Below are 24,066 nucleotides of genomic sequence, written 5' to 3'. Positions count from 1 at the left end.
GGCCCCGGCGATCGATTCGTTGGTGGCCTTACTGATCAAAACCCTTGCCTTCCTGCGCGCATTTCACGAGCAGGGGAGCCGGCTCCCAGAAGCCTGGCTGGGTGTTGGGGTTCTCGGCGAAGGGCTCCATGTCGCGGACCACGTTGGCCAGGCCAACCTGCTCGGCGTAGTGCATGGGGCCACCACGGAAGACCGGGAATCCGTAGCCGGTCAGGTACACCATGTCGATATCGGAGGCACGCTGGGCAATGCCTTCCTCCAGGATGCGGGCACCCTCATTCACCAGGGCGTAGACGCAACGCTGGACGATTTCCTGGTTGCTGATCTTGCGCGGGGTGATGCCCATTTCCTTGCGGCACTCTTCCACCACCTTGTCCACTTCCGGGTCGCGCAGGGCCTTGCGGTTGCCCGGTTCATACTTGTAGAAGCCGGAGCCGGTCTTCTGGCCATAGCGGCCCATCTCACACAGGCGATCGGCGATCAGGTTCTTCTTCATGTCCGGGTTTTCCGCGTACAGGCGCTTGCGGATGGCCCAGCCGATATCGCCGCCGGCCAGGTCGGCCATGCGCAGCGGTCCCATGGCAAAGCCGAACTTCTCGATGGCCTTGTCGATCTGCTGCACGCTGGCGCCTTCCTCCAGCATGGTCAGGGCCTCACGGGAGTACTGGTTGATCATGCGGTTGCCGATAAAGCCATCGCAGACACCGGAAACCACCGCTGTCTTGCGGATGGTCTTGGCGAGCTTCATGGCGGTGGCCAGGACGTCCTTGGCCGTCTTGTCACCGCGCACCACTTCCAGCAGCTTCATGATATTGGCTGGGCTGAAGAAGTGCAGGCCGATGACGTCTTCCGGGCGCTTGGTGAAGCTGGCGATCTTGTTCACGTCCAGGGTGGAGGTGTTGGAGGCCAGGATGGCGCCGGGCTTGCAGATCTCGTCCAGCTTGGTGAACACCTGCTCCTTGACGCCCATTTCCTCGAACACCGCCTCGATCACCAGGTCCGCGTCCTTCAGGTCGTCATAGCTCAGGGACGGTGTCAGCAGGTCCATCTTCGCCTTGGCCTTGTCCTCGGTCATGCGGCCTTTCTTCACCTGGCCTTCGTAGACCTTGCGGATGGCTTCCACGCCACGGTCGAGGCCTTCCTGCTTCATCTCGACGATGGTGACCGGAATGCCGGCGTTCAGGAAGTTGATGGAAATACCGGTGCCCATGGTGCCCGCACCAATTACGCCAACCTTGCTGATGTCGCGGGTGGGGGTGTCAGAGGGTACGTCGGAGATCTTGCTGGTCTTGCGCTCGGCAAAGAAGGCGTGGCGCAGGGCGGCGGATTCCGGGGTCTGCATCAGGTACTTGATGCCGTCACGTTCAACCTTCATGCCCTCGTCGAAGGGCTTGGTGGCAGCGGCTTCCACCGCTTCCAGGCACTTCAGCGGAGCGGGGTAGTTCTTCGCCATAGCGCCGATGGTGTTGCGGGCGAACATGAAGAAGCCTTCCGGGTTGGGGTGCTTCACCTTCAGGTCACGGACCTTCTTCAGTGGCATCTTGTCGGCAACCACCTTGCGGGCGAAGGCCAGGGCGCCTTCCATCAGGTCGCCTTCGATGATTTCGTCCAGCAGCGGGGTGCCTTCGAATTTCTTCGCGGGCACCACAGAGCCGGAGACGATCATGTTCAGGGCGTGTTCCACGCCGATCACCCGTGGCAGACGCTGGGTGCCGCCGGCGCCCGGCAGGATGCCCAGTTTCACTTCCGGCAGTGCCATGGTGGCGTCCGGCTTTGACACGCGGTAGTTACAGCCCAGGGCCAGTTCCAGGCCGCCGCCCATGCAGTTGCCGCTGATGGCCGCAATCACCGGCTTCGTGGCGGTTTCCACATAGTGGATGGCAGTGGTGAGGATGGGCTCCTGCATCACCTTCGGGGTGCCGAACTCGGTGATGTCGGCGCCGCCGGAAAAGGCCCGGTCGGAACCGGTGATGATGATGGCCTCGATGGCGCTGTCCTGTTCGGCTTTCCGGATGCCGTCGACAATACCCTGACGCAGTTCCAGGCTGAGGCCGTTGACCGGCGGATTGTCCAGGCGGATAACGGCCACATTGCCGTTGGTGTCGTAGTGTGCGGTGCTCATGCTCGCTCCTTATTGGCGGTGGCAACAGGTGCCGGATAGCTCTTGCGGCTCTTGCCGGGGCAGGTCGGTGCCCGGTTCGGCGCCTTTCGGGTTATGGAATGGGGGAGTTTTATTCCATACACTGGTGTCTGGAGAGTCCGTACAGTAATGTATGTTGGCGCAAAAGGTCAACGGGGTTGTACACTCCGCGCCCCGTAGCCTTAATGGACTCCGCTCCGGCCACCCGATACAGGCAGATTATGGCATCCAAATCCCGGCGTTCTCCCAGCACTATTGAAAAGCCCGGCAAGGTTCAGTTGACCCGCGACGACTGGCTCGATGCCGCCGCCGGTGAAGTGGCCAGTGGTGGCTTCGGAAGCCTGCGGGTGCTCACGCTGGCGAAGAAGCTGGGGGTAACCCGGGGCAGCTTTTACTGGCACTTCCGGGACCATGAAGACTTGGTGGACAGCTTCCTGGACCGCTGGCGGGACCGGCGGTTCGTCGAGCTGGACTACATGCGGCCTAAAGGGGAAAACCCGGAGGAAGAGCTGCACCAGTTGTTGCAACTGTTGCTGACCGACGCCTCCCGCAACGTGCGCCGGTTACAGGTGGAACTGGCCGTGCGGGACTTTGCCCGTCGTAACCGCCATGCCGCTGAGATTGTCGAGGAAGTGGACCAGGCCCGTGTGGAGCAAAACAAATTGCTGTTCCGCAACCTGGGCAGCGCCGACAGCGAAACCGAGGACCTGGCGATGCTGATGTATGTGGCGTCCGTGGGGTCCCAGGTGGTGCTTTCAGGTCGTAAGGGTAACGAGGAGGCCGTGGCGAGGGTGGAGAACCTGATGGCCCGGCTGGCGCTGGGACAGGGCGGTGCTGTGCGCGGGAAAAGTGAAGAAGAGTAGTCCTTGCAAGGCGCTCACCAGGAGCGCCCCTTGTTACGATCGTGGTCAGTGGGCATCGAAAAAGCTGTTCATGTGACCCGCCACTTCTTCCGGTTTTTCTTCCTGCAGGAAATGTCCCGCATCCACCTGTTCCACCCGGATCTCTTCAAAGCAATCCTCGATGTGGTTCAGGTACTCCGGAATGATCACCTTGTCCTTGTTGCCGTAGATATAGAGGCTCGGTATTTTCCATTTATGGCCTGACAGGGTGGCCCAGCGCTTGGCATCCTCCTTGAACGCGCGGTAATAGCTGGCGCCCGCGCCCGGGGTGCCGGGGATGCTGTACATGCGCACGTATTCGGCCACGGCGTCCTCCGGAATCGGCTTCACCACGCCGTTAACGAAGAAGCGGATCCAGGTGTCCTCGTTGCCGGGGATCATGGCTTCGGCCAGTCCCGGCGCCTGCTGGAAGTGCTGATACCAGTAGGCCTTGCCGCTGCCGGAGCGGACCTTTTCGATCACTTCCATGTTGCCCTTGAGGTTGTTGATGATGGCGATGTTCATGATCACCATCTTCCGGATGCGATCCGGGACCGCCAGGGCCACTTCCTGGGCCACGATGCCGCCCCAGTCATGACCCACCAGCTGGAACTCCCCGATGCCCAGCTCATCCAGCATGCTGACCACGTCTTCCGCCAGGGCCTGCTTGGAGTAATGTTGCTGGCCTTCGGTGCGTTCGCTGTCGCCCAGGCCACGCAGGTCCGGTGCGATTACCCGCAGCCCTTCTTTGAGATGGCGACCGGTGTGCTCCCAGCAGTAGGAGCTTTCCGGCCAGCCGTGAATCATGACCACCGGGGCGCCGGAGGGATCGCCGCCTTCCCGCCAGGTGAATTGGCCACGGGGAGTTGAGAGGGTTTTCGGTTCGCTGAGAAACATGGTGGGGCTCCTGCCTGTTGTTCTGTCGTTAATGTCTGGAATCAGGTTGCAAAACAAAACCTGATCCTAGACAGCCCGGTGGTGGCTTGTCCAGTGCGGACCCGCAATAAGGGCAATCAGACTCCTGGTGTCCCGTCTGGCTAATTCCTTAATCTACTGCTTGCCTCAGAGTCCTCAGAGGCAAGCCCTTCGGGAGCTCCTGAAAAGCCGAACAGCGTCGTTGCGCTGCCTCGATTTGGAACCACCAAACCTTCGCCACCGCGCCTAGCTCTCAAGGCTCTCAGTGGCTCAGTAGATCAGCGAATTAACCAAACGGGACACTAGCTCTTCGGCTTTTCAGAAGCTCAGTAGGTTAAGGAATTAGCCAGACGGGACACTAGCCGGTGAGCGCCGGTTATACTTCCTGGGCTTCGGTGCCCGGTCTTCTGTGAATCAGGCGCCGCTTGCGGCGCTGGTTCAGGCCGATCAGCACCAGGGGCACGATAATCATCAGGCTGCCGGTGAGGAACCACAGGTCCGGTATTTCGTCAAAAGCCAGCCAGCCCACGGCGATGGCCCAGATCAGGCCGGTGTATTCGGCGCTGGTAACCTGGTTGGCATCCACGTGTTTGTAGCCCTTCAGCACACTGGCGTTGTAGCCGAGGATAAACACCGCTGAACCAACGGCACTGGCAATGATCTCCCACCGCCAGGGTGCACCCTCCCACAGGGCCAGGGCGAAGCTGGCCGGAATGGCCAGCAACGAGTTCAGAAACAGCTTGTGCAGCGTGGACTGGCCGGAAGGCAGCCGGCGTACCATCAGTGCCGCTACCGCCAGGCAGAAGGCGGTCCCCAATGCTGACAGGGCAGAGAAATCCAGCGCTGTCGGCCGCAGGATCACCAGCACCCCGGCAAAGCCACTGATGACCGCCAGTACACTCAGGGGCGACAACCGTTCACCGAATATCAGCACCGACAATACCATCAGGATTACCGGCGCCGCGTAGAACACCGCATTGGCGGTGGCCAGGGGCAGGGTGGTCAGGGCTACGACCATGCACAGTAACCCGGCCAGCAACACGTGGGAGCGGATGGCATGGACAACAAATCCCTCGAACAGGTGGCGGTACTCCGCCCGCTTGAGCAGGGGCATGAGCAGGAGAACGGTAATCAGGTTACGCAGGAAGGCGAACTGGAACACCGGGGCTTGCGGCTCCATCAGCTTGATAAAGACATCGGACACAATGGCCATGGCATTGCCGATGATCAGCAGCAGAATGGCGCTGTTGACGGTCTTGCCTGACATGGTGCTTCCTCCGATTGGCAGCTGGACGCTGACGAAAAGTAGAAAGTATAGGGAGGCAAGAATATCCGATAAAATGATATTTATTGCTCATCTATGAGAAAATTCGATAATGAAGCTGCCACCCCTGAAATCCCTGCCAGTATTTGAAGCGGTTGCCCGGCTGAACAGCTTTTCCCGGGCGGCGGAAGAACTCAATGTCAGCCAGAGCGCGGTCAGCCACCAGATCAAGCAGCTGGAAACCTTCCTGGGTGAACCGCTGTTCGAGCGCCATGGCCGCAGCCTGGCCCTGACCCGGGAGGGCCAGGACTACCTGGAGGGCATCTCCTCAGCGCTGGTGCAGATCGACCGGGCGACTGGCCAGTTACTGGGCCGTCAGGACAGCAGCCTGCGGCTGGCGGTGTTCAGCTCCTTTGCGGTGCGATGGCTGGTGCCACGACTGCCGGACCTGCACCGTCAGCATCCGGAAATCCAGCTGATCCTCGAGATGACCGGTGAGCACCCGGTGCTGTCCGGTCGGGTCGCAGACAGCTTCATTACCATCAATACGGATTCACCCGCCTACCACTATGATCTGTTATACAGGGAGCGGTTGTTCCCGGTTTGCAGCCGCCAGTACTGGCAGGCGCTGGAGGGGGCATCGCTGAGCCCTGAGACCCTGGCGGAGCATCCGCTGCTGTCCACCTTCAGCATCTACAACCGCACCTGCGGTGACTGGGAGGCCTGGTTCAGGGAAGCTGGTATGGGGGTGCCGGAAACGGCCCAGGTCCAGCATTTCAGTCACATGCTGCTGGCGCTGGAGGCGGCCCGTTACCACCAGGGTATCGCCCTGACCAACGACTATATGCTGAGCAATCGGGACGATGCCGGCGACTTCGTGCGCTTGCCCCTGCACAGTGTGGTCACAGGGGACAGCTTCTATTTCGCCATCAAGGCCAGCCGCCGACAGGAGCCGGGGTTGCGCTCCCTTCGCAACTGGCTACTGGCCCGGGCCGTTGACAGTGGCCTGCTGGGGGAGCAGTCAGGAGACAGGGCAGGTCTGAAGGAGTCTGAATGAGCCAACCGAATTCATCAGCCAATACCGAGAAAGCCAGCCATGACAGCCTGGAGGGCTTGCTGGACCGGATCCGCGATACCGACGGGGACGGCCACCGGGTAACGGTGCGTGAAATCCTGGATGCGGCGGGTACCCGCAGTTTTGGCCCCGTGGCAGTCGTGGCCGGCCTGGTCGTGCTGGCGCCCCTGATCGGCGACCTGCCGGGGGTGCCCACGCTGATGGGCATGCTGGTCATCCTCACGGTGGGCCAGCAGCTGTTCCGCCGGGACTATATCTGGCTGCCCGACTGGCTGAGCAAGCGTCAGGTGCCCAGGGAAAAGCTGCACAAGGGCCTGGGCTGGATGCACAAACCGGCGCGCTTCCTGGATCGGTTTACCGCGCCCCGGCTGACCTTGCTGATGACCGGCGGTGGCAACCTGCTGCTGGCGCTGGCCTGCTTGGTGGTCGCCCTGGCCCTGCCGTTGATGGAGTTCGTGCCTTTCAGTGCCAATGGCGGCGGCCTGGCCCTGATGGCCTTCGGCCTGGCCATGATCGCCCGGGATGGCGTGGTGGCGGTACTGGCCCTGGTGCTCAGTGGCGCGACCCTTGGTTTTATTGGCTGGCAGCTGGCCAACACTTTCTGAACCGGTCGACTGGTCAATTCATGGTGGCTGAGGCAGGATGAGGCTTTTGCAGTCACACACAGGTAGTACATATCCCATGGCAAAACTCTTTATCGTCCGACACGGGCAGGCCTCTTTTGGCGAAGCAAACTACGACAAACTTTCCGAGCTTGGCTGGCAGCAGGCCCGCTGGCTGGGGGAATACTTCGGCGAGCGTGAGCTGAATTTTCACAGGGTGGTGGCCGGCGACCTGCAACGTCAGCAGGATACCGCCAGGGGCGTGCTCGAAGGCATGGCCCATGCGGGTGCCGAAGTCTCCACCCACCCGGGACTGAATGAATACGACGGCGAGATGATGTACCGGGCGTTTACCGGCCAGGGGGACCAGCACCTGCACCAGAAACGGGACTTCAAGGACTACTGGCGCACCTTCCGTTCCGCCTACGAGGCCTGGATTGACGACCGTCTGACCGACATCCCGGAAACCTGGGGTGACTTCGGCCAGCGCATCGAGAGCGCCATCAGCCACGCCTGTGACGGAGCGGGCCGGGATGATGCGGTGCTGGTGGTCACTTCAGGTGGTGTCATAGGCAGTGCCCTGACCCAGTTGATTGAAGGTCCCCAGAAGGGCGCCATCCACTTCAATTTCCAGTTCCGCAACGCGGCGTTCTGTGAAGTGATTGTGGGCCGCAGCGCCCGTCGGGTGCTGAGCTTCAACAACGTACCCCACCTGGACCGGCCAGGGCGCCGGCACGCCCTGACCCACGTCTGATGGCTGGCTGACGGCCGGAAGGCTATGCTTTCCGGCCGTTGGTCTTGCTGCTGGCACCCTTGCGGGTCTTTGTCGCACCGGTGGCAGAGTTCCCGCTGGTGGCTGGCTTCTCAGGCAGGACTGACTCAGTGTCCTGGTCGTCGCTGGCCGGCCGCTCCACCACCTTGCGCTTGCCCTTGGCGCAGCGGGACAGGGCCTTGAGGCCGTCCGCATCAAAGGCATCCACCCGGATCACGTCGTAAAGGGCGGTCAGTGCCTCCCGCAGCTTGTCGCATTCCTCATCACGGATAACGCCTTCCTTGCAGGCCCAGTCCACCAGTTCCTTGCGCTGATGCCCCAGCAGCATGTCGATGCCGCCCAGTTCTTCCGGGTCACGGTTGCGGATGGCGTCGTGCAGACGCGCCCGCAGTTCCACGGTTTCATTGGCGAGGCGATAGGCATTGAGCACCCGGCCCAGGGCATCATCGGGCTTGTCGTTGAAGTAGGCACCCCGGCTGATGCGCTGTCGCAGCGGTGTGTCTTTCACAATGGTCGCCGCCACTTCCGTACCCAGGCGGTCATCCGGGCCATTGAGGCCGGTGGCGCCCAGCGGGAAAACCAGGATCCGCAGTGGCCAGCGCAGCGCCGGCACCGGGAAGTTGATCACCGCCTCCCGCATGGACGCCTGGAGGTCCTTCAGGCAGGTTTGCAGGCACCACTCCACCAGGGGCCGCTGATCGTCCGGGTACCCTTCCTCGTGCCACTGTTTGATCACGGCTGACGCGTAATAGAGCTGTACCAGGCAGTCTGCCATGCGCCCGGACAGCCGCTGGCGAGCCTTCAGGCCACCACCGACGGTCAGCAGGGTAACGTCGGTCATCAGCGCGAAACCGGCGGAGAACCGGGCCAGTTGCCGGTAGTACTTGCCAATATTGCCCTCACGGGGGGCGGGCTCTGCCAGCCCGTGGGTGAGCCCGAGCACCAGGGCCCGCAGTGCGTTCCGGGTGGTGTGGGCGATGTGCCGGTAAAAGGTGTCATCGAACTTGCGCACCGCCTCCCGCTCATCGTCCATGCCCGCAGCCTCGATTTCGTCCACGATAAACGGGTGGCAGCGAATCGCGCCCTGGCCGAAGACCATCAGGCTGCGGGTCAGGATATTGGCCCCTTCCACGGTGATGCCAATGGGGACCGCCTGGTAGGCCCGGGCCAGGAAGTTACGGGGGCCGGTGATGACACCGCGGCCGGCGACCACATCCATGGCGTTGTTGATCACTACCCGCATCAGGTCGGTGTTGCGGTATTTCAGCACCGCCGAGGGTACCGAGGGCCGTACGCCCCGGTCCAGCATGCCAGCGGTCAGTAAGCGTGCGGAGTCCATCATCCAGGTGTAGCCGGCGATGGGTTCGAGGGCTTCCTGCACCCCTTCAAACTGGCTGATGGAACGACCGAATTGCTCGCGTACCAGCGCATAGGAACCGGTGGCCAGGCTGGCGACCTTGCCGGCCCCGGTACCCAGGGCGGGCAGGGAAATGGACCGGCCAATGGACAGGCATTCCAGCAGCATGGTCCAGCCCTTGCCAAGCATGTCCTGGCCGCCGATCACCTGCTCCATGGGGATAAAGACGTCATTGCCCCAGGTGGGGCCGTTCATGAAGACGGTATTCATGGGCAGGTGGCGGGCACCGGCATGGACGCCTTCGGTTTCCCGGGGCACCAGCACACAGGTCACGCCAATGTTGTCGTCGCCGCCGAGCAGTTTGTCCGGGTCGTAGACCTTGATGGCCAGGCCGATCAGGGTCGCTACCGGGGCCAGGGTGATGTAGCGCTTGTTCCAGGTGACCTTGAGGCCCAGCACTTCCTTGCCGTTCCACTGGCCCTTGCAGACAATGCCCTTGTCGGGAATGGCGCCGGCGTCCGAGCCCGCCACCGGTGAGGTGAGGGCGAAGCAGGGAATCTCCTCACCACTGGCGAGGCGGGGCAAGTAATGTTGCTTCTGGTCATCGGTGCCGTATTCCATCAGCAGTTCGCCGGGGCCCAGGGAGTTGGGCACCATCACGGTTACAGCGGCGGATACGCTTCGGGTGGAAATCTTCATCACGATTTCCGAGTGGGCGGTATGGGAAAAGCCCTTGCCGCCTTGCTCCTTCGGAATCATCAGGCCGAAGAAACCGTTCTCGCGGATGAACTTCCACACCTTGTCCGGCAGGTCGTAGTCCTCGTGGGTAATCTTCCAGTCGTCCAACATGGCGCAAAGCTTTTCCACCGGGCCATCGAGGAACGCCTGCTCTTCGCTGGAGAGGTGGGCAGGCTTGGCATCCAGCAGCTTTGACCATTCCGGCTGTCCGGAGAACAGCTCACCATCCCAGTCCACGGAGCCAGACTTGAGGGCTTCCTGCTCGGTATCGGAGAGTTTGGGGAGCTGGCCGCGCACCCAGCCCAGCAGGGGCTTGCTGAGCTTGTCCCGGCGCAGTTCGTCGGCGTGCAGGATAATCAGCGCCAGGGCCAGCAGTCCGCCGCCCAGCAGAATGCTGAGCACATGCCAGCCATCCTGGGCCATGCCCGCGAGGGTGGCGGCCACCAGAACCACCGTGGCTACTGTACCGCCAAGGCCAAGATAGATCAGCACCAGGGCACTGATGATCAGGAACAGAACGCTCATTGACAGACCTCCGTATCGGAAATGGAATGCACCATGACTGTGTTTACCATCGGTCAAAGCCGCCGGGCTTGCAAGTGGTGCCCGTTCAGGAAAGGCTGCCAGTACCGCTCACTGAAGACACTTTGACGCATATCACCCGTTAGCTTGCGATGGGCAGGCTATACTGGAGGTCCCTGCAGCATCAGAGCCGTCAACGGGAAGTGAGTTATGCCTACGCCAACGCCGGACAAGCGCACGCAATTTTCCATCTGGTACTTCGTGGGGGTATTGCTGCTGCTTTTCCTGCTGCCGGACTGGCTTTCCACCCAGCCCCAGACCATCCGCTACAGTGAGTTCCGCACCCTGGCCCTGTCCGGCGAACTGCAGGACGTGACCGTGGCCGCCGAAGAGGTGAAGGCCTCGGTGCCCCGTAACCAGCTCTCGCCGTTCCTGACGTCGGACGAGCTGAGCCGATTGCGCTCCTCCGACGGTGACCTGGTGAACATCCGCGCCACCCGGGTGGACGACCCGGACCTGGTGCAGGTCCTGGAAGACGCCGGGGTGGATTATACCGGCGTGCGGGAAAACACCTGGTTCACGTCCCTGCTGTCATGGCTGTTGCCCTTTGCGTTGCTGGTGCTGCTGTGGAGCTTCCTGTTGCGCCGGATGGGTGGCATGGGCGGCGGTGGCAGCAGCATGATGTCCATCGGCAAGAGCAAGGCCAAGGTCTACATGGAGAAGGACACAAAGGTGACCTTCGACGACGTCGCCGGGGTCGACGAGGCCAAGGCGGAACTGCAGGAGGTGGTGGACTTCCTCCGTGACCCGGACAAGTACAGCCGACTGGGGGCGCATATCCCGAAAGGGGTTTTACTGGTGGGCCCGCCGGGCACCGGCAAGACCCTGATGGCCCGGGCGGTGGCCGGCCAGGCAGGCGTGCCTTTCCTGTCTATCAGTGGCTCGGAGTTCGTGGAGATGTTTGTCGGTGTGGGTGCCGCCCGGGTAAGGGATCTGTTCAACCAGGCCCGCGGCATGGCCCCGGCCATTATCTTTATCGATGAGCTGGACGCGCTGGGCCGGGCCCGGGGTGCCAACCCGATGATGGCCAACGATGAAAAGGAGCAGACCCTCAACCAGTTGCTGGTCGAGCTGGATGGCTTTGACCCGTCCAGCGGGCTGATCCTGCTGGCGGCCACCAACCGCCCGGAGATCCTGGACCAGGCCCTGCTGCGGGCCGGCCGGTTTGACCGGCAGGTGCTGGTGGACCGGCCGGATCGTATTGGCCGGGCCCAGATCCTGAAGGTGCATATCCGCAAGATCAAGCTGGATGCGGACACCGACCTGGATCATATTGCCGCCCTGACACCGGGCTTTACCGGCGCCGACCTGGCCAACCTGGTGAACGAGGCAGCCCTGCTCGCCACCCGCCGCGATGCCGACGTGGTCACCTTGGACGATTTCAATGCGGCCATCGAGCGTATCGTCGCCGGCCTGGAGAAGAAAAACCGGATTCTCAGCGAGAAGGAACGTCGCACCGTGGCCTACCACGAGTTGGGCCACGCCCTGGTGGCCATGTCCCTGGAAGGCGTGGATCCGGTGCAGAAGGTTTCCATTATCCCCCGGGGTATCAGCGCCCTCGGCTATACCCTGCAACGCCCCACCGAGGACCGCTTCCTGCTGTCGGAGCAGGAACTGCGTAATCGTATGACCGTTCTGCTCGGTGGTCGTGCCGCCGAAAGCCTGGTGTTCAAGGCCACCTCCACCGGCGCTGCCGACGACCTGGAAAAGGCCACCGATATTGCCCGGGATATGGTCACCCGCTTTGGCATGATCCCGGCCCTGGGACAGGTGACCTATGAAAAGGCCGGTCAGAGCCATCTCCAGCAGCGGTGGCTGGAAAGCTCGCGGCAATACAGTGAAGCCACGGCCGAAGCCATCGACCAGGCTATTCGTGAACTGATTGACCAGGCCTTCAACGAGGCGACGTCCATTCTCGAGTCCCATCGGCAAACACTTGAGAGTGGTGCCCGCAAACTGCTGGAGGTGGAAGTGCTCAGTGGTGACGCCCTGCAAAACCTGCTGCGACAGGAAGGCCAGAAAGGAGCCTGACTGACCCGGCTTATCAGGTCGCATTGCAAACCAATGTAAAAAGTATCGAATCCGACGGGAAAACATTGATCCAATCTTCGAGTTTCAGAGAACTCATAGGCTCGATCAATAAATTTTCGGTGTCGGAGTATTGCCATGTTCGGTCGGCTGACGGTTGCGGGGCGCCTGGGTCTCGGTTTTGGAGTAGTTCTTTCCCTGATGGTGCTGGTCAGTGTGGTGGGCAACCTGCGGGTCGGTTTCATGGACCGCACACTGATGGAGGTGCGCGAAGGCGCGTCGGTCAAGCAGCGCCATGCCATCAACTTCCGCGGTAGTGTCCACGACCGCGCCATTGCCATTCGCGATGCCGTACTGGTCCGTAACGACACGGACCTGCGGACCCACCTGCAGAATATCGAGCAGCTCAAAGCGTTCTATCAGAAGTCAGCCGTTGCGATGGATGGCCTGTTCGACGAACTCGGCACCAGTGGCGAGGAGACCCGGCTGCTTGGCGATATCGAGGCGATCGAGCGCCGCACCCTGGCGTTGACGGAGCAGCTGGTGACCCTTCGCCAGAGTGAGGGCCCGGATGCGGCCCGTGCCTTCCTGTTGGGAGAGGTGTCTCCGGCCTACACGGAGTGGCTCGCCCGGGTAAACGCGTTTATTGATCACCAGGAAGACATCATTGCAGGGGATATCGATCGGGTCCAGGGGGCGGCCTCGGGGTTCCAGGTGCTGATCTTTATCGTCACCGGGCTGGCCATACTGGTCGGGATTGTCGTGGTGGTTCTGATTATTCGCAACCTCAAGGCGACTCTCGGTGCTGAACCGGAAGACGTGGCCGAGGCAATCCGTGCACTGGCAGACGGTCAGCTGGACCAGGCGATCGACACCCGGTATCCCAACAGTGTGATGGGTGCCCTGAAGGAAACCACCACCCGTTTGTCGGCCACCATGGCGCGGGTCCGCCAGGCGTCCACCCAGCTGGCCGAGGCGGCTACTGAGCTGATGGACACCGCCGGTAACAACCGGGAGCAGATTCGCCTGCAGTCCGAAGAGGCCCAGCAGATGGCGGCGGCCGTCAACCAGATGGCGGCCACCGTCAACGAAGTGGCCGGCTTTGCCGGCAATGCTGCCTCGGCCACCCGTACAGCCGACGAGGAAGTGGAGAACGGCAACCGGGTCGTAGCCGACACAGCAACGGCCATCGGTAACCTGGCCGACACCCTGGAAGGTGCGACGGAAACTGTCCGCCAGGTCAGCCAGGACAGCGCCAATATCGAATCCATTATTGAAGTCATCAACGGCATCGCCGAACAGACCAACCTGCTGGCCCTGAACGCGGCCATTGAGGCGGCGCGAGCCGGGGAGCAGGGCCGTGGCTTCGCCGTGGTGGCCGATGAGGTGCGTTCGCTGGCGACCCGCACCCAGGATTCCACCCGGGAAATCCAGGAGATGATCGGCAAGCTGCAGACCGGTGCCGGCCAGGCCGTCTCGGTGATGGAGACCAGCCGCGAACTGGCCCGGGAGACGGTAGCCCAGACTGGTTCTGCCCAGGAGGCCCTGGGTCGGATCCGCCACGAGGTGGGTGCCATCAATGACATGAACGCCCAGATTGCCAGCGCTGCAGAACAGCAAAGCTCCGTGGCGGAGGAAGTAAACCGCAACATCAGCCGGATCCACGACGCCACGGTAGAGACTGCCGCCGGCTCCGAGCAGGTGGCTTCCTCAAGCCGTGAGCTGGATACCCTGGCGGATCAGCTGCGCAAGGAGGTTTCCTTCTTCCGCGCTGGCCAGGCCTGAGACGTCCACGGCGCCGGTTATGCTCAGAGGTAACCGGCGCTGAATACCAGGCCCAGTACAATGGGCATCACCACCAGGCTACCCAGGTTGCTGATCAGTACCAGCGAGGCCACCTTGTGGGGCTCCTGCCGGTACTGTTCGGCAACCATGTAGTTCAGCACCGCCGGCGGTAACGCGGCAAATACCCACAGGCTGGCCACCTGGATGCCTGGCAGGTCCAGTACCGCAATCATCGGCCAGGCCAGGATTAGCCCGCTGGCGGGGCAGGCGATGGCACCGAGCAGGCCCAGTTTCCAGTCACTGAAGTCCACCTCCAGCATGCGGATACCCAGGGTGAACAGCATCAGCGGAATGCAGATGCCGCCCAGCATGTTCAGGGCTTCCATCAGCCATCCCGGCAGGGCCACACCACCGATGTTCACCGCCAGGCCGGCAATGGTGGCCAGCACCACCGGCACCCGCAGGCGCCGGATCATGGAGGTGTGCGGGTCCAGCATGTACAGGCCCACCGAGAAATGCAGGATCATCTCGACGATAAACAGCACCACGGCGGCAGGCAGGGCCGCCTCGCCAAAGGCCAGCACGATCAGCGGAATGCCCATGTTGCCGGAGTTGTTGAACATCATCGGCGGCAGGAAGGTTTTCAGGTTCAGCCGCAACATCTTTGCCACTGGCCACAACAGCAGGCCGGAACCCAGCACCACGACCACGCCGGCGGTGGCAAGCCAGGCATAATCCGCCAGTGGGGCTTCCTGGTCCGCCAGTACGGCGAACACCAGCATCGGCACGAACAGCTCCATGTTGACAGTGTTCATGCTCTGGATGTCGGGTGATCGATAGCGACCGTAGAGGGCTCCGCACCCGGCAATGAGGAAGACGGGCAACATCGTTGAAACAATCTGGCCTATCATGGATTCTCCGGGAATGGAACAGCAAGCGGGGTAAAGGGTAGGGTGGCAATTGTAGTGTTTCCTGGCCGGGCCGTCATGGGTGCGGCGCACGGAGCCACCTCTTTTGATGGTCCGAAAGCCATGCCGAACAGTATCAGCAAGGACAGTAATTGTAGGAGCGTGCGTGATGAGTATGTTGGAGAGCGTTGAAGACACCACCCACAGCCGGTTGTTCGAGCGTACGCCTGACCTGGCTTCCGGCGACCCGGAGTCCAGGCGGGACGAGATCAGGGAGTATTTCCTGGCCACCTGGGCCCGTTACGAGTCCCTTTTCCGCACCCTTGCCCGGGATGAGGCCTATTTCGAAAAATCCATTCCACTGCGGCATCCACTGATCTTCTATCTCGGCCATACCGCGACCTTTTTCGTCAACAAACTGGTCCTGGCCAAGCTATTGCCGCATCGCATCGATTCCCGCATGGAATCAACGTTTGCCGTTGGCGTTGACGAAATGAGCTGGGATGACCTGGATGATGATCACTACGACTGGCCCTCGGTAACGGAAGTCATGGCGTACCGGAATAAGGTCCGACATGCGGTCCTCGACCTCATCGATACCCTGCCGCTGACCCTGCCGATCAACTGGCGCAGTGACTGGTGGCCGATCATGATGGGTATCGAGCATGAGCGGATTCACCTGGAAACCTCGTCTGTCCTTATTCGCCAGCACAAGCTGGACTATGTCAGGAGAGACCCGGACTGGCGGCCATGCCCGAAAACCGGTGAGGCGCCCGAAAACACCCTGGTGGCAGTGCCCGGTGGCGAGGTCGTCCTGGGGAAACCGTTCGATGCCCCTTTCTATGGCTGGGATAACGAATACGGTGAACACCGTGGCGACGTGCCGGCGTTTGAGGCGAGCCAGTACCTGGTGAGCAATAGCGAGTTCCTGAAGTTTGTGGAAGCCGGCGGTTACCAGGATGACGAGGTATGGGAAGAGGAGGGCCGCAAATGGCGGGACTTTGCCGAAGCTCGCCATCCGACCTTCTGGGTCTGGAGCAATCAGTGGTATTTGCGGTTGATGACAGAGCAAGTCGAGATGCCGTGGGACTGGCCGGCAGAGGTCAACTACCACGAAGCCAAGGCATTCTGTAACTGGATGGCCCGGCAGACCGGTAAATCAGTGCGCTTGCCGACGGAAGACGAGTGGTACCGCCTCTACGATGTCGCTGGCGTTGAAGAGGTGCCACGGAACACGCCTGCCGGGGCCAACCTGCACCTGGATCACTGGGCGTCATCGTGTCCGGTCACCTGGTTCCGTCATGGTGACTTCTTTGATGTTGTGGGCAACGTCTGGCAGTGGGTGGAGACGCCCACCTATCCATTTGATGGCTTTGAAGTGCATCCGCTCTACGATGACTTCACGACCCCGACTTTCGATAATCAGCATAACCTGATCAAGGGCGGGTCCTGGATTTCCTGTGGCAACGAGACCCTGCGCTCGGCCCGCTATGCGTTCCGCCGTCACTTCTTCCAGCATGCTGGTTTCCGGTATGTGGTCTCCGAAGCCGAGGTGCGGCCGCCGGCCACCCAGTATGAAACCGACAAACTGCTGTCGGAATATGCCGAGTTTCATTTCGGGGATGAACACCTGGGTGTGACCAACTACCCTAAAGCCATTGCGGAACTGGCGATCAGTGCCATGGGGGATCGACCCGCGATTGCCGCGCTGGATATTGGTTGTGCCTCCGGCCGCTCAACATTCGAACTGGCCAGGCATTTTGACCATGTCACCGGGGTGGATTTCTCGGCCCGTTTTATTGCCCAGGGCGTGTCCATGGCGGACCAGGGTGCGCTACGTTATACCCTGGTGGATGAGGCAGAGCTGGTTGGCTACCGCACCCGCTACCTGGATCAGTTAGGCCTGGCTGAGGTTTCCGGAAAGGTTCAGTTCTGGCAGGGGGATGCCTGCAACCTCAAACCCCAGTTCACCGGCTATGACCTTGTGCTGGCGAGTAACCTGCTGGATCGGCTCTATGACCCGGAACGCTTCCTCGCGGAAATTCACAGTCGGATTAATGCTGGCGGTTTGTTGGTGCTGGCCTCCCCCTATACCTGGCAGGAGGAGCATACTCCCCGTGATAAATGGCTCGGTGGTTTCAAGAAAGATGGTGAAAACTACACGACCCGTGATGCGCTGGATGAGCTGTTGGGCGAGCATTTCTCTCTGGTTGGCGAACCCGGACGGATGCCCTTTGTCATTCGTGAGACGGCCAATAAATACCAGTACAATTTCACTGACATTACGATCTGGGAGCGTAGGGCTTGAGTAATCCGTTTGACCAGGTGTTCTCGCGAGAGAGCACCTGCGCCGTAAAGTTTGATGCCCGCAAGGCAGTGTTCGGGCGGGAGGATGTGATTCCCCTGTGGGTGGCGGATACGGATTTTGCTGCACCGCAGGCGGTCACCGATGCCCTGGTGGCCCGGGCCCGCCATCCGGCTTATGGCTACACGCTGTTTCCAGACAGCCTGTACGAGTCCATGATCCACTGGTTCCGGGAGCACCATGACTGGACCATTCAGCGGGAGTGGGTTCGCATGGCCCCCGGGGTGGTGCCGACCCTGCATGCGGCGGCCATGGCGTTTGCGGAGGCAGGCGAGGGCGTCATCATCCAGCCGCCGGTGTACCCGCCGTTTTTCAGCAGCATTCGCAAGGCCGGTCGCCGGGTGGTGGAGAATCCCCTGGTAGAACGGGATGGTTGTTATGAGATGGACCTGGAACACCTGGAAAGCTGTGCTTCCGATCCATCCAGCAAGGTACTGTTCCTTTGTTCGCCCCATAACCCGGTCGGCCGGGTCTGGCGTCGTGCGGAGCTGGAGGGCGTGATGGCGATTGCCCGCCGCCATGACCTGGTAGTGATTTCCGATGAAATACACGCCGACCTGGTGTACCGGGACCGGCAAGCGCACACGATGCTGGCAACGGTCTGTGAGCCGGGTGATCCACTGCTGACGACGGTTGCGCCCAGCAAGACGTTCAATATCCCGGGCATGGGGTTGTCTGCGGTGGTGTCGGAGCGGGCGGACCTGCTGGGGCAGCTCAACGGGGTGTTTGATTCGCTGCATATGGTGCAGTGCAATCCGTTCAGTGTGACGGCCTTTGAGGCGGGCTATCGTCACGGTGGCAAGTGGCTGGCGGAGATGATGGACTATGTTCGCGGCAACCGGGATTTTGTGCTTGGCTTTGTGGAACAGCGGTTGCCGGAGATAAAGGTGACGGACCCGGAGGGGACCTATCTGCTGTGGCTGGATTGCCGGGGTCTTGGGCTGGATGACCCGGAGCTGAAGCGGTTTATGGTGGAGCAGGCCGGGGTGGGGATGAATCCTGGCATTACCTTCGGGGAGCAGGGCAGCGGGTTTATGCGGCTGAACCTTGGGTCGCCTTTGGCGGTGATCCAGGCTGCGATGGAGCAGATTGAGGTGGCGGTGGCTGGGCTGCGATCTTAGAGATTGGGGCGTGCGAGCTGCGGTGGTGACCTGAGTCAGGCAAGTCTCAGAATTGGACGTTTTTGAAATTCGACTCATATTTTTAACGCCAACCTGATATGGTTTGCGGCTCCCATGACAAAAGGAGCCAGACCATGAAGCGTCCCGTGCGTATTGCTGTAACCGGTGCTGCCGGCAGCATCAGCCATTCCCTGCTGTTCCGTATTGCTGCCGGTGAGATGGTAGGCCGTGACCAGCCGGTGATTCTGCAGCTTATCGAGATGCCCCAGGCTATGGAGCCGCTGCGGGGTATCGCCATGGAGCTGGAGGATTGTGCCTTCCCGTTACTGCACAGCATCAGCATGCATGACCGCTTCGAGGACGGTGTGGTCGGAGCCCATTATGTACTGCTGATTGGTGCCCGCCCCCGTGGGCCCGGTATGGAACGCAGTGAGCTGATTACCGCCAATGCGCCCATCTTTGCCGGCCAGGGCCGGGCCATTAACGAGTTTGCCAATCGGGATGTGAAGGTGCTGGTGGTGGGTAACCCGGCCAATACCAATGCGCTGATAGCCAGCCGCAACGCTCCGGACCTGAGCCCGGCCCAGTTCACTGCGCTGACAAGGCTGGACCACAACCGCACGCGGGGCATCCTCGCCAACCATACCGGCGCCAACCCGAAAGGTATCCGTCGTATTACCGTTTGGGGCAACCACTCCTCAACCCAGTTCCCGGACCTGGGCCATGCCACCATCTATGGCGAACCGGCGCTGGCCCAGGTGGATGAGTGCTGGTACCGGGAGCACTTTATCAACAAGATCCAGAAGCGGGGGGCAGCCATTATCGAGGCCCGTGGGCATTCCAGCGCGGCCTCGGCCGCCCAGGCCATCCTCAATCACATGCACGACTGGATCAACGGCACCCCGGAGAACGACTGGGTCAGCATGGGAATCGTCAGTGACGGCAGCTACGGCATCGAGAAGGGTATTTTCTACTCGTTCCCGGTGCGCTGTGATTACGGCCGCTACCAGATTGTACAGGGCCTGGAGATCAGCGATTTTGCCCAGGACCGCATGCGGGAAACCGAGCGCGAATTGCTGGAGGAGATGCAGACGGTGGCGGAACTGCTGCCGACAGACACAGAGGCCTCCCACCGCAACCTGTCGGTATGCCTGCGCTCGGGTATCACCCTCTACGATGACGGTATTTCGTTGCCGGAGCAGTACCTGCAGACTGACCGGGTCTTGTAACGGCTGTCATGATGGGGTTTTCCGGGCCGGGGCGATGGGCGGGTTGCGTGTGGTGAGCCAGAGGCCCGCCAGGATCAGCCCGCCGCCGGCCAGGTGGTACCAGCCCAGGACTTCCCCGAGGAACACCCAGGCCAGCACGGCGGCGAACACCGGCGTCAGGTACATGAACATGGCGGACTTTGCCGGGCCGACGTTGAGCACACCGTAGTTCCAGAATGCATAGGCGAGAATGCCCGGGAAAATGGCGACGTACACCAGCGGTGGCAGGGTCGTCCGGGACAGCTCGAAACCACCGGAGAAGAACACCAGGTCCACCAGGTAGATCGGTGCCAGCACCGCCGTGCCCAGGGCGATCTGCATGGTGAGGAAGGTCAGGCTTTTCACGGGTACGGACAGGCGTCTCAACAGCACGGAGAAGACGCCCCAACTGGCTACTGCCGTCACCATGACCAGGTCGCCGACGGAGAACGACAGCCCCACCAACCGCCCCAGGGTGCCCTGGCCGATCACCAGCAACATGCCGGCCAGGGCCACGGCAATGCCCAGACCCTGGATGGCCCGGGTGCGTTCGCCGAGCAGCAGGAAGGCCAACAACGCCACCATGATCGGAATGGTGGAATTGATCAGGGCGATATTGATGGCGGTTGTCGTGGTGGCGGCAAGGTAGAGCAGGGTGTTAAAGGCGGTAACGCTGAACAGGGCCAGCACCAGGATGCGGTGCCAGTGGTCGCGAATCACCGCCCACTCCCGCCTGACGCCGCGTATTCCGAAAGGCAGGATAATCACCAGCGCCAGCACCCAGCGCCAGAAGGCGAGGGAGGTGGGTGGAATCTCGTCCACCACGCCGCGGGCAACGACGGCGTTGCCGGCCCAGAACAGTGGTGTCAGGACCAGTCCGATATAGGCCAGTGCCAGGGGATGCTTTGCATATCGAGCCACGGTACTGCTCCATCACGATTCTATAAGGCGAACACCGGGCCCGACAGTCTACTCCACTTCTTCTTCAGTTTCCGCCCGCGACCCCAGGTGATAGGCGGCAAATCCCGCCATCACTACCTGGTCCACGGCCATGCCGATAATACGGCCATCGGCATCCGCGCGGATGTCCGACTGTTCATTGGTGATGGGGTCGGAGACGGTGCCCAATACCGTGCCCTCTGTTACATAGGCCCCCAGTTTGACGTCGCTGAACAGGATGCCGCCCTGGTTGGCACGGATCCAGTGAGACTGGTAATAGACCGGCTCGGGGGCACCCCACTGGAACAGACGGGCGGTCATGCCCTGCTTCTCCATCAGACTGATCAGGCTGTTGACCCCGGCGTCAATATGCGCCTCCTGGATGCGCATGGATTCACCCACTTCCATGGTGACCGCCGGTATGCCCGCCTCGGTGGCGGCCTTGCGGAGCATGCCGGAGCCACCGCTGCTGTGAACCACCACCATGGAATCAAAGCCCTTGCTCAACTCGACCACATCCGGGTTGTCCATGTCGGCCCGCAACTGGGGCAGGTTGGTGCGCTTGAGTGAACCCGTGTGGATGTCCACCAGCATGTCACAGTTGAGGATGACCTGCTCGAACAGGCTGTGGGCGATGCGATGGGCCAGGCTGCCGTCTTCGCTTCCGGGGAAGTAGCGGTTAAGGTCCCGGCGGTCCGCCAGGTAGCGGCTACCCTGCTGGAAACCCTGCAGGTTAACGATGGGAATGCCGACTACGGTGCCGGAGAGTGCCTCCGGGTCCAGCTCATAGATTACCCGGCGGATGATCTCGATACCGTTGAGTTCGTCACCATGGACGGCGCCGGTCATACACAGTACCGGGCCCGGTTTGTCACCGTTGACCACAAGCACCGGGGTGGGCTGTGACAGGCCAGCAATCTGGATGCCGGGTGACCAGGCCAGGCGTGCCGTAGTGCCGGGCAGTACCTCGCCGCTGAGGAGGGGGAACGGCTTTGCCTGGGCCGGGCGAGTCTCGGGAATAACTTCGACACTGCCTTCTCGGTCGCCTGTGACGGTATTGCCATCAGGTATGTCAGCCGCATCACTGGGGGCTACCATGTCGTCTGAGCTTGCCGGAGCATCCTCCCCGGCGGGGCTGTTCTGGCTCTCAGCTGCGATATCCTCCACAGACTCGTCTTCCGGTAACTCGATGACAGCGGGGGCCTCGCTGTCTTCGCTTTCACCGCTGGCGGTGTCGGCGGCTTCCACTGAAGCCATGGTGGGAGGGTCGATAACCCCTGTCCCCTCATCACGGACCTGGACCGGTTGAGTGGGTTCCTCCTTCGGTGCGTTTTCCGGAGGCTGACTCCAGGCCACCGGGGCGAGGGGCAGGCTCGCCAGCAAAGGTGGTAACAAGCATTGAGTCAGTCGGTTGCGCATCGGGTCTCCCATGGGTGGACGGTCGCTGAATCCGGCAACGGCGTAGGCTAACCGAAAGCGAAAACAGCGGTACAGGGGTCTGACCAAGGTTTAACTGTACGGTCATTCGCTGTCGGATTTTTGATCACCCTATCCATACCCCGTCCCGATGTAAATTGGGGTATGAATTTGCAACGAATTGTCAGGTTCCATGAACCGCCCGGACGGGTGAACGGTCGCTTGCCCGCCGGGTTACCCTGCCAGGGAGGTCCACACCTCGCCGTCTTCCTTTGCCTTGCCTTCCTTGCGCAACTTGATCAGGTGGGCAAGCAGCGAGCGGGTCGCCAGGCCATGAATGCTGGGCGGTACGTCGTCGTAGGCATGCTTTACCAGCTCCTTGAGGGTGCCCGGTCCATGCTCTGCCAGGGCGGTAGCGATCTTCTTTTCCCGGGTCAGGCGGTGGGTGATCAGCCAGTCCACTACCGATTCCACCTTGCCGATCAGAAAGCCGTGGGCCGGGGCGAACCAGCGTATTTCTTCGATCAGCAGTCGGTCGAGGGACTCCAGGTAATCCTTCATGTCGCCATCGGGAGGATTAATGACCACCGTCGAGCCCTGCATGATGTGGTCGCCGGCAAACAGCATGTGTTCATTTTCCAGCAGGAAGCACAGGTGGTTGGAGGCGTGGCCCGGTGTGAATAACACCTTCAATGTGCCAGCGGCGGTTTCGATCCGGTCACCATCCACCGGCACCGAGTCGGGCCGGAAGTCGTGGTCCTGTATCGGATCGTCCGGCGGTGCCGTCATACCTCGCAGTGGCGCGCCTGTCCGCTCCCGCAGCCAGCTTGCCCCCGGGGAATGGTCCGGGTGGGTATGGGTGGTCAGTACCTGGCCAATACGGCCCCCGGTCACTTCCAGGATGCGCTCCATATGGGACTCGTCCGCCGGTCCCGGGTCGATCACGGTCCAGTCTTCACCCGGGTGGCCCAGCAGGTAACTGTTGGTGCCGGGGCCGGTCATGGCTCCGGGATTGGGGCAGGTTAACCGGATGACACCATCTGCCAGCTGGACCGCCTCGCCAGGGACGATTTCCGCCAGCGCGTGGCCATGGCCCTCGGGGTCAATCTTGTGGACTTCATCGAAGGCCGGGGTGCCGGGTTCCACGGATACTGGCTTGCCTTGTTGCATGGCGGGCCAGGGCTTGTCCGGTGCTGGCGAAGGTGGTTGTGAATGGGCGTAGCGAAGCAGGTCGGAGGTGGTATCGAAGCCCGCCAGTATGCGCAGGGTCCGCAGGGTGGGGGAGGCAAACAGCCGGGTGCCCTGGCGGTGCTCGTCCATGGCCTGTTCCGGGGTCAGCCAGACGTGGTCAATCGTTTCTACCCGGTCATGGGCCGGGGTCTGGCCGTCCGGCATCACGGCGACAAAGAAGCGGGTATCAAAGCGCCGGGGCGGCCCCGGGGGTGTGATCCAGTGAGCGAGGTAGGCCAGCCGGTCCATGGGCAGGCTGAGCGTGTGCTGGTGACAGAGACCCGCGAGGGTCTGGTCGCCGGCAATCATGGCGTCGCGGTCGGCAAACACCGGGTGGTCCTGGGGCAGGAAGTCACCATTGTCGTCCAGGGCCAGGAGGACGCCAGCCTCTTCGAAACTCTCCCGGATGGCAGCGATCATATAGTGACTGCCACCGGCGTCGAGGCCGAGGTCGTGGCTTACCGAGCGGTCGTCACCGCCGGTCAGGTACTCGGCGCAACGCTGGTCGGCTTCGTCCACCGCGCCTCCGGGGAATACGTAGAAGCCGGGCATGAAGCTGGCGTCCCAGGTGCGCTGGAGCAGTAATACCTGGATACCGTCAGAAGAGTCCCGGGTCAGGGCCAGGGTGGCGGCAGGGCGGATTTGCATGGGCGTTACCTTGATCGTTTTCAAACTTGGGGGTGCATCGTTTTTATTAAGTA

At 61.7% G+C, this 24,066-nt stretch carries 17 protein-coding genes; 9 read left to right on the top strand and 8 right to left on the bottom strand.

The genetic code is table 11. The features are described 5' to 3' along the window. Window positions 1-28: 28 nt before the first annotated feature. Window positions 29-2,122 carry a 3-hydroxyacyl-CoA dehydrogenase NAD-binding domain-containing protein gene (locus MLC59_RS09490; protein WP_248233711.1) on the bottom strand — a complete coding sequence of 698 codons (2,094 nt, stop codon included), beginning with the start codon at window positions 2,120-2,122 and terminating at the stop codon, window positions 29-31. Between the two features lie 239 nt (window positions 2,123-2,361). Here MLC59_RS09490 and MLC59_RS09485 point away from each other — a divergent pair, with 239 nt between their 5' ends. Further along, complete coding sequence (locus tag MLC59_RS09485; RefSeq protein WP_248233709.1) at window positions 2,362-3,003, top strand: TetR/AcrR family transcriptional regulator; 642 nt, start codon at window positions 2,362-2,364, stop codon at window positions 3,001-3,003. Window positions 3,004-3,048: 45 nt separating this feature from the next. Here MLC59_RS09485 and MLC59_RS09480 read toward each other — a convergent pair whose 3' ends face one another. Beyond that, window positions 3,049-3,918, bottom strand: a complete 870-nt coding sequence (locus tag MLC59_RS09480) for an alpha/beta fold hydrolase (RefSeq protein WP_248233708.1) — start codon at window positions 3,916-3,918, stop codon at window positions 3,049-3,051. Between the two features lie 394 nt (window positions 3,919-4,312). Then, window positions 4,313-5,203 (bottom strand): DMT family transporter, encoded by an 891-nt coding sequence (locus MLC59_RS09475; RefSeq protein ID WP_248233706.1) that lies wholly within the window; start codon window positions 5,201-5,203, stop codon window positions 4,313-4,315. 109 nt (window positions 5,204-5,312) lie between these two features. On the opposite strand from MLC59_RS09475, the gene MLC59_RS09470 reads away from it, so the two are divergent. The 3 genes from MLC59_RS09470 (at window position 5,313) to MLC59_RS09460 (ending at window position 7,631) form a co-directional block, all read left to right on the top strand. Continuing rightward, on the top strand, window positions 5,313-6,257 hold the full coding sequence (locus MLC59_RS09470) for a LysR substrate-binding domain-containing protein (protein ID WP_248233701.1): 945 nt from the start codon (window positions 5,313-5,315) through the stop codon (window positions 6,255-6,257). After that, entirely contained in the window at window positions 6,254-6,880 is a 627-nt protein-coding gene (locus MLC59_RS09465) for an exopolysaccharide biosynthesis protein (protein WP_248233699.1), read from the top strand. Before MLC59_RS09470 ends, MLC59_RS09465 begins: the two co-directional genes overlap by 4 nt. 76 nt (window positions 6,881-6,956) lie before the next feature. Beyond that, window positions 6,957-7,631: a histidine phosphatase family protein gene (locus tag MLC59_RS09460; protein ID WP_248233696.1), complete on the top strand. Its 675-nt coding sequence runs from the start codon at window positions 6,957-6,959 to the stop codon at window positions 7,629-7,631. Between the two features lie 22 nt (window positions 7,632-7,653). On the opposite strand, the gene MLC59_RS09455 is transcribed toward MLC59_RS09460, so the two are convergent. Continuing rightward, complete coding sequence (locus MLC59_RS09455) at window positions 7,654-10,269, bottom strand: acyl-CoA dehydrogenase (RefSeq protein ID WP_248233694.1); 2,616 nt, start codon at window positions 10,267-10,269, stop codon at window positions 7,654-7,656. Window positions 10,270-10,476: 207 nt separating this feature from the next. Here MLC59_RS09455 and ftsH point away from each other — a divergent pair, with 207 nt between their 5' ends. Beyond that, window positions 10,477-12,357 (top strand): ATP-dependent zinc metalloprotease FtsH, encoded by a 1,881-nt coding sequence (gene ftsH / locus MLC59_RS09450; RefSeq protein WP_248233692.1) that lies wholly within the window; start codon window positions 10,477-10,479, stop codon window positions 12,355-12,357. A 135-nt stretch (window positions 12,358-12,492) separates the two neighbouring features. Beyond that, a complete protein-coding gene (locus tag MLC59_RS09445; protein WP_248233690.1) occupies window positions 12,493-14,139 on the top strand; it encodes a methyl-accepting chemotaxis protein in 1,647 nt (548 codons plus the stop codon). Between the two features lie 23 nt (window positions 14,140-14,162). Here MLC59_RS09445 and MLC59_RS09440 read toward each other — a convergent pair whose 3' ends face one another. Continuing rightward, entirely contained in the window at window positions 14,163-15,050 is an 888-nt protein-coding gene (locus tag MLC59_RS09440) for an AEC family transporter (protein ID WP_248233686.1), read from the bottom strand. A gap of 166 nt (window positions 15,051-15,216) precedes the next feature. On the opposite strand from MLC59_RS09440, the gene ovoA reads away from it, so the two are divergent. From ovoA to MLC59_RS09425, 3 genes are all read left to right on the top strand, one after another. Then, the gene (gene ovoA / locus MLC59_RS09435) at window positions 15,217-17,355 is read left to right on the top strand and encodes a 5-histidylcysteine sulfoxide synthase (protein ID WP_248233685.1); all 2,139 of its coding nucleotides are present in this window, start codon (window positions 15,217-15,219) and stop codon (window positions 17,353-17,355) included. After that, on the top strand, window positions 17,352-18,533 hold the full coding sequence (locus tag MLC59_RS09430; RefSeq protein WP_248233682.1) for a MalY/PatB family protein: 1,182 nt from the start codon (window positions 17,352-17,354) through the stop codon (window positions 18,531-18,533). Before ovoA ends, MLC59_RS09430 begins: the two co-directional genes overlap by 4 nt. 134 nt (window positions 18,534-18,667) lie before the next feature. After that, window positions 18,668-19,762 (top strand): malate dehydrogenase, encoded by a 1,095-nt coding sequence (locus tag MLC59_RS09425; protein ID WP_248233679.1) that lies wholly within the window; start codon window positions 18,668-18,670, stop codon window positions 19,760-19,762. Window positions 19,763-19,768: 6 nt separating this feature from the next. On the opposite strand, the gene MLC59_RS09420 is transcribed toward MLC59_RS09425, so the two are convergent. The 3 genes from MLC59_RS09420 to MLC59_RS09410 form a co-directional block, all read right to left on the bottom strand. Then, complete coding sequence (locus MLC59_RS09420) at window positions 19,769-20,701, bottom strand: DMT family transporter (protein WP_248233676.1); 933 nt, start codon at window positions 20,699-20,701, stop codon at window positions 19,769-19,771. Between the two features lie 48 nt (window positions 20,702-20,749). Then, window positions 20,750-22,138 (bottom strand): succinylglutamate desuccinylase/aspartoacylase family protein, encoded by a 1,389-nt coding sequence (locus tag MLC59_RS09415; RefSeq protein WP_248233674.1) that lies wholly within the window; start codon window positions 22,136-22,138, stop codon window positions 20,750-20,752. Window positions 22,139-22,369: 231 nt separating this feature from the next. Then, window positions 22,370-24,013, bottom strand: coding sequence for an MBL fold metallo-hydrolase (locus MLC59_RS09410; RefSeq protein WP_248233672.1), 1,644 nt, complete (start codon window positions 24,011-24,013; stop codon window positions 22,370-22,372). Between the last annotated feature and the right edge of the window lie 53 nt (window positions 24,014-24,066).

Origin of the sequence: Marinobacter bryozoorum (assembly GCF_023156245.1) — a bacterium.
Taxonomy (GTDB): Bacteria; Pseudomonadota; Gammaproteobacteria; order Pseudomonadales; family Oleiphilaceae; genus Marinobacter; species Marinobacter bryozoorum.
The sequence above is the reverse complement of the archived record's forward strand: the minus strand, read 5'-3'. Positions and strand labels throughout refer to the sequence as shown.

What these genes read in the sequence shown, in the direction of transcription:
- MLC59_RS09470 (WP_248233701.1), top strand. Translation starts at nt 5,313, where the DNA reads ATGAAGCTGCCACCCCTGAAATCCCTGCCAGTATTTGAAGCGGTTGCC.
- MLC59_RS09445 (WP_248233690.1), top strand. Translation starts at nt 12,493, where the DNA reads ATGTTCGGTCGGCTGACGGTTGCGGGGCGCCTGGGTCTCGGTTTTGGA.
- MLC59_RS09480 (WP_248233708.1), bottom strand. Translation starts at nt 3,918, where the DNA reads ATGTTTCTCAGCGAACCGAAAACCCTCTCAACTCCCCGTGGCCAATTC.
- MLC59_RS09415 (WP_248233674.1), bottom strand. Translation starts at nt 22,138, where the DNA reads ATGCGCAACCGACTGACTCAATGCTTGTTACCACCTTTGCTGGCGAGC.
- ftsH (WP_248233692.1), top strand. Translation starts at nt 10,477, where the DNA reads ATGCCTACGCCAACGCCGGACAAGCGCACGCAATTTTCCATCTGGTAC.
- MLC59_RS09475 (WP_248233706.1), bottom strand. Translation starts at nt 5,203, where the DNA reads ATGTCAGGCAAGACCGTCAACAGCGCCATTCTGCTGCTGATCATCGGC.
- MLC59_RS09490 (WP_248233711.1), bottom strand. Translation starts at nt 2,122, where the DNA reads ATGAGCACCGCACACTACGACACCAACGGCAATGTGGCCGTTATCCGC.
- MLC59_RS09410 (WP_248233672.1), bottom strand. Translation starts at nt 24,013, where the DNA reads ATGCAAATCCGCCCTGCCGCCACCCTGGCCCTGACCCGGGACTCTTCT.
- ovoA (WP_248233685.1), top strand. Translation starts at nt 15,217, where the DNA reads ATGAGTATGTTGGAGAGCGTTGAAGACACCACCCACAGCCGGTTGTTC.
- MLC59_RS09455 (WP_248233694.1), bottom strand. Translation starts at nt 10,269, where the DNA reads ATGAGCGTTCTGTTCCTGATCATCAGTGCCCTGGTGCTGATCTATCTT.
- MLC59_RS09465 (WP_248233699.1), top strand. Translation starts at nt 6,254, where the DNA reads ATGAGCCAACCGAATTCATCAGCCAATACCGAGAAAGCCAGCCATGAC.
- MLC59_RS09440 (WP_248233686.1), bottom strand. Translation starts at nt 15,050, where the DNA reads ATGATAGGCCAGATTGTTTCAACGATGTTGCCCGTCTTCCTCATTGCC.
- MLC59_RS09460 (WP_248233696.1), top strand. Translation starts at nt 6,957, where the DNA reads ATGGCAAAACTCTTTATCGTCCGACACGGGCAGGCCTCTTTTGGCGAA.
- MLC59_RS09485 (WP_248233709.1), top strand. Translation starts at nt 2,362, where the DNA reads ATGGCATCCAAATCCCGGCGTTCTCCCAGCACTATTGAAAAGCCCGGC.
- MLC59_RS09425 (WP_248233679.1), top strand. Translation starts at nt 18,668, where the DNA reads ATGAAGCGTCCCGTGCGTATTGCTGTAACCGGTGCTGCCGGCAGCATC.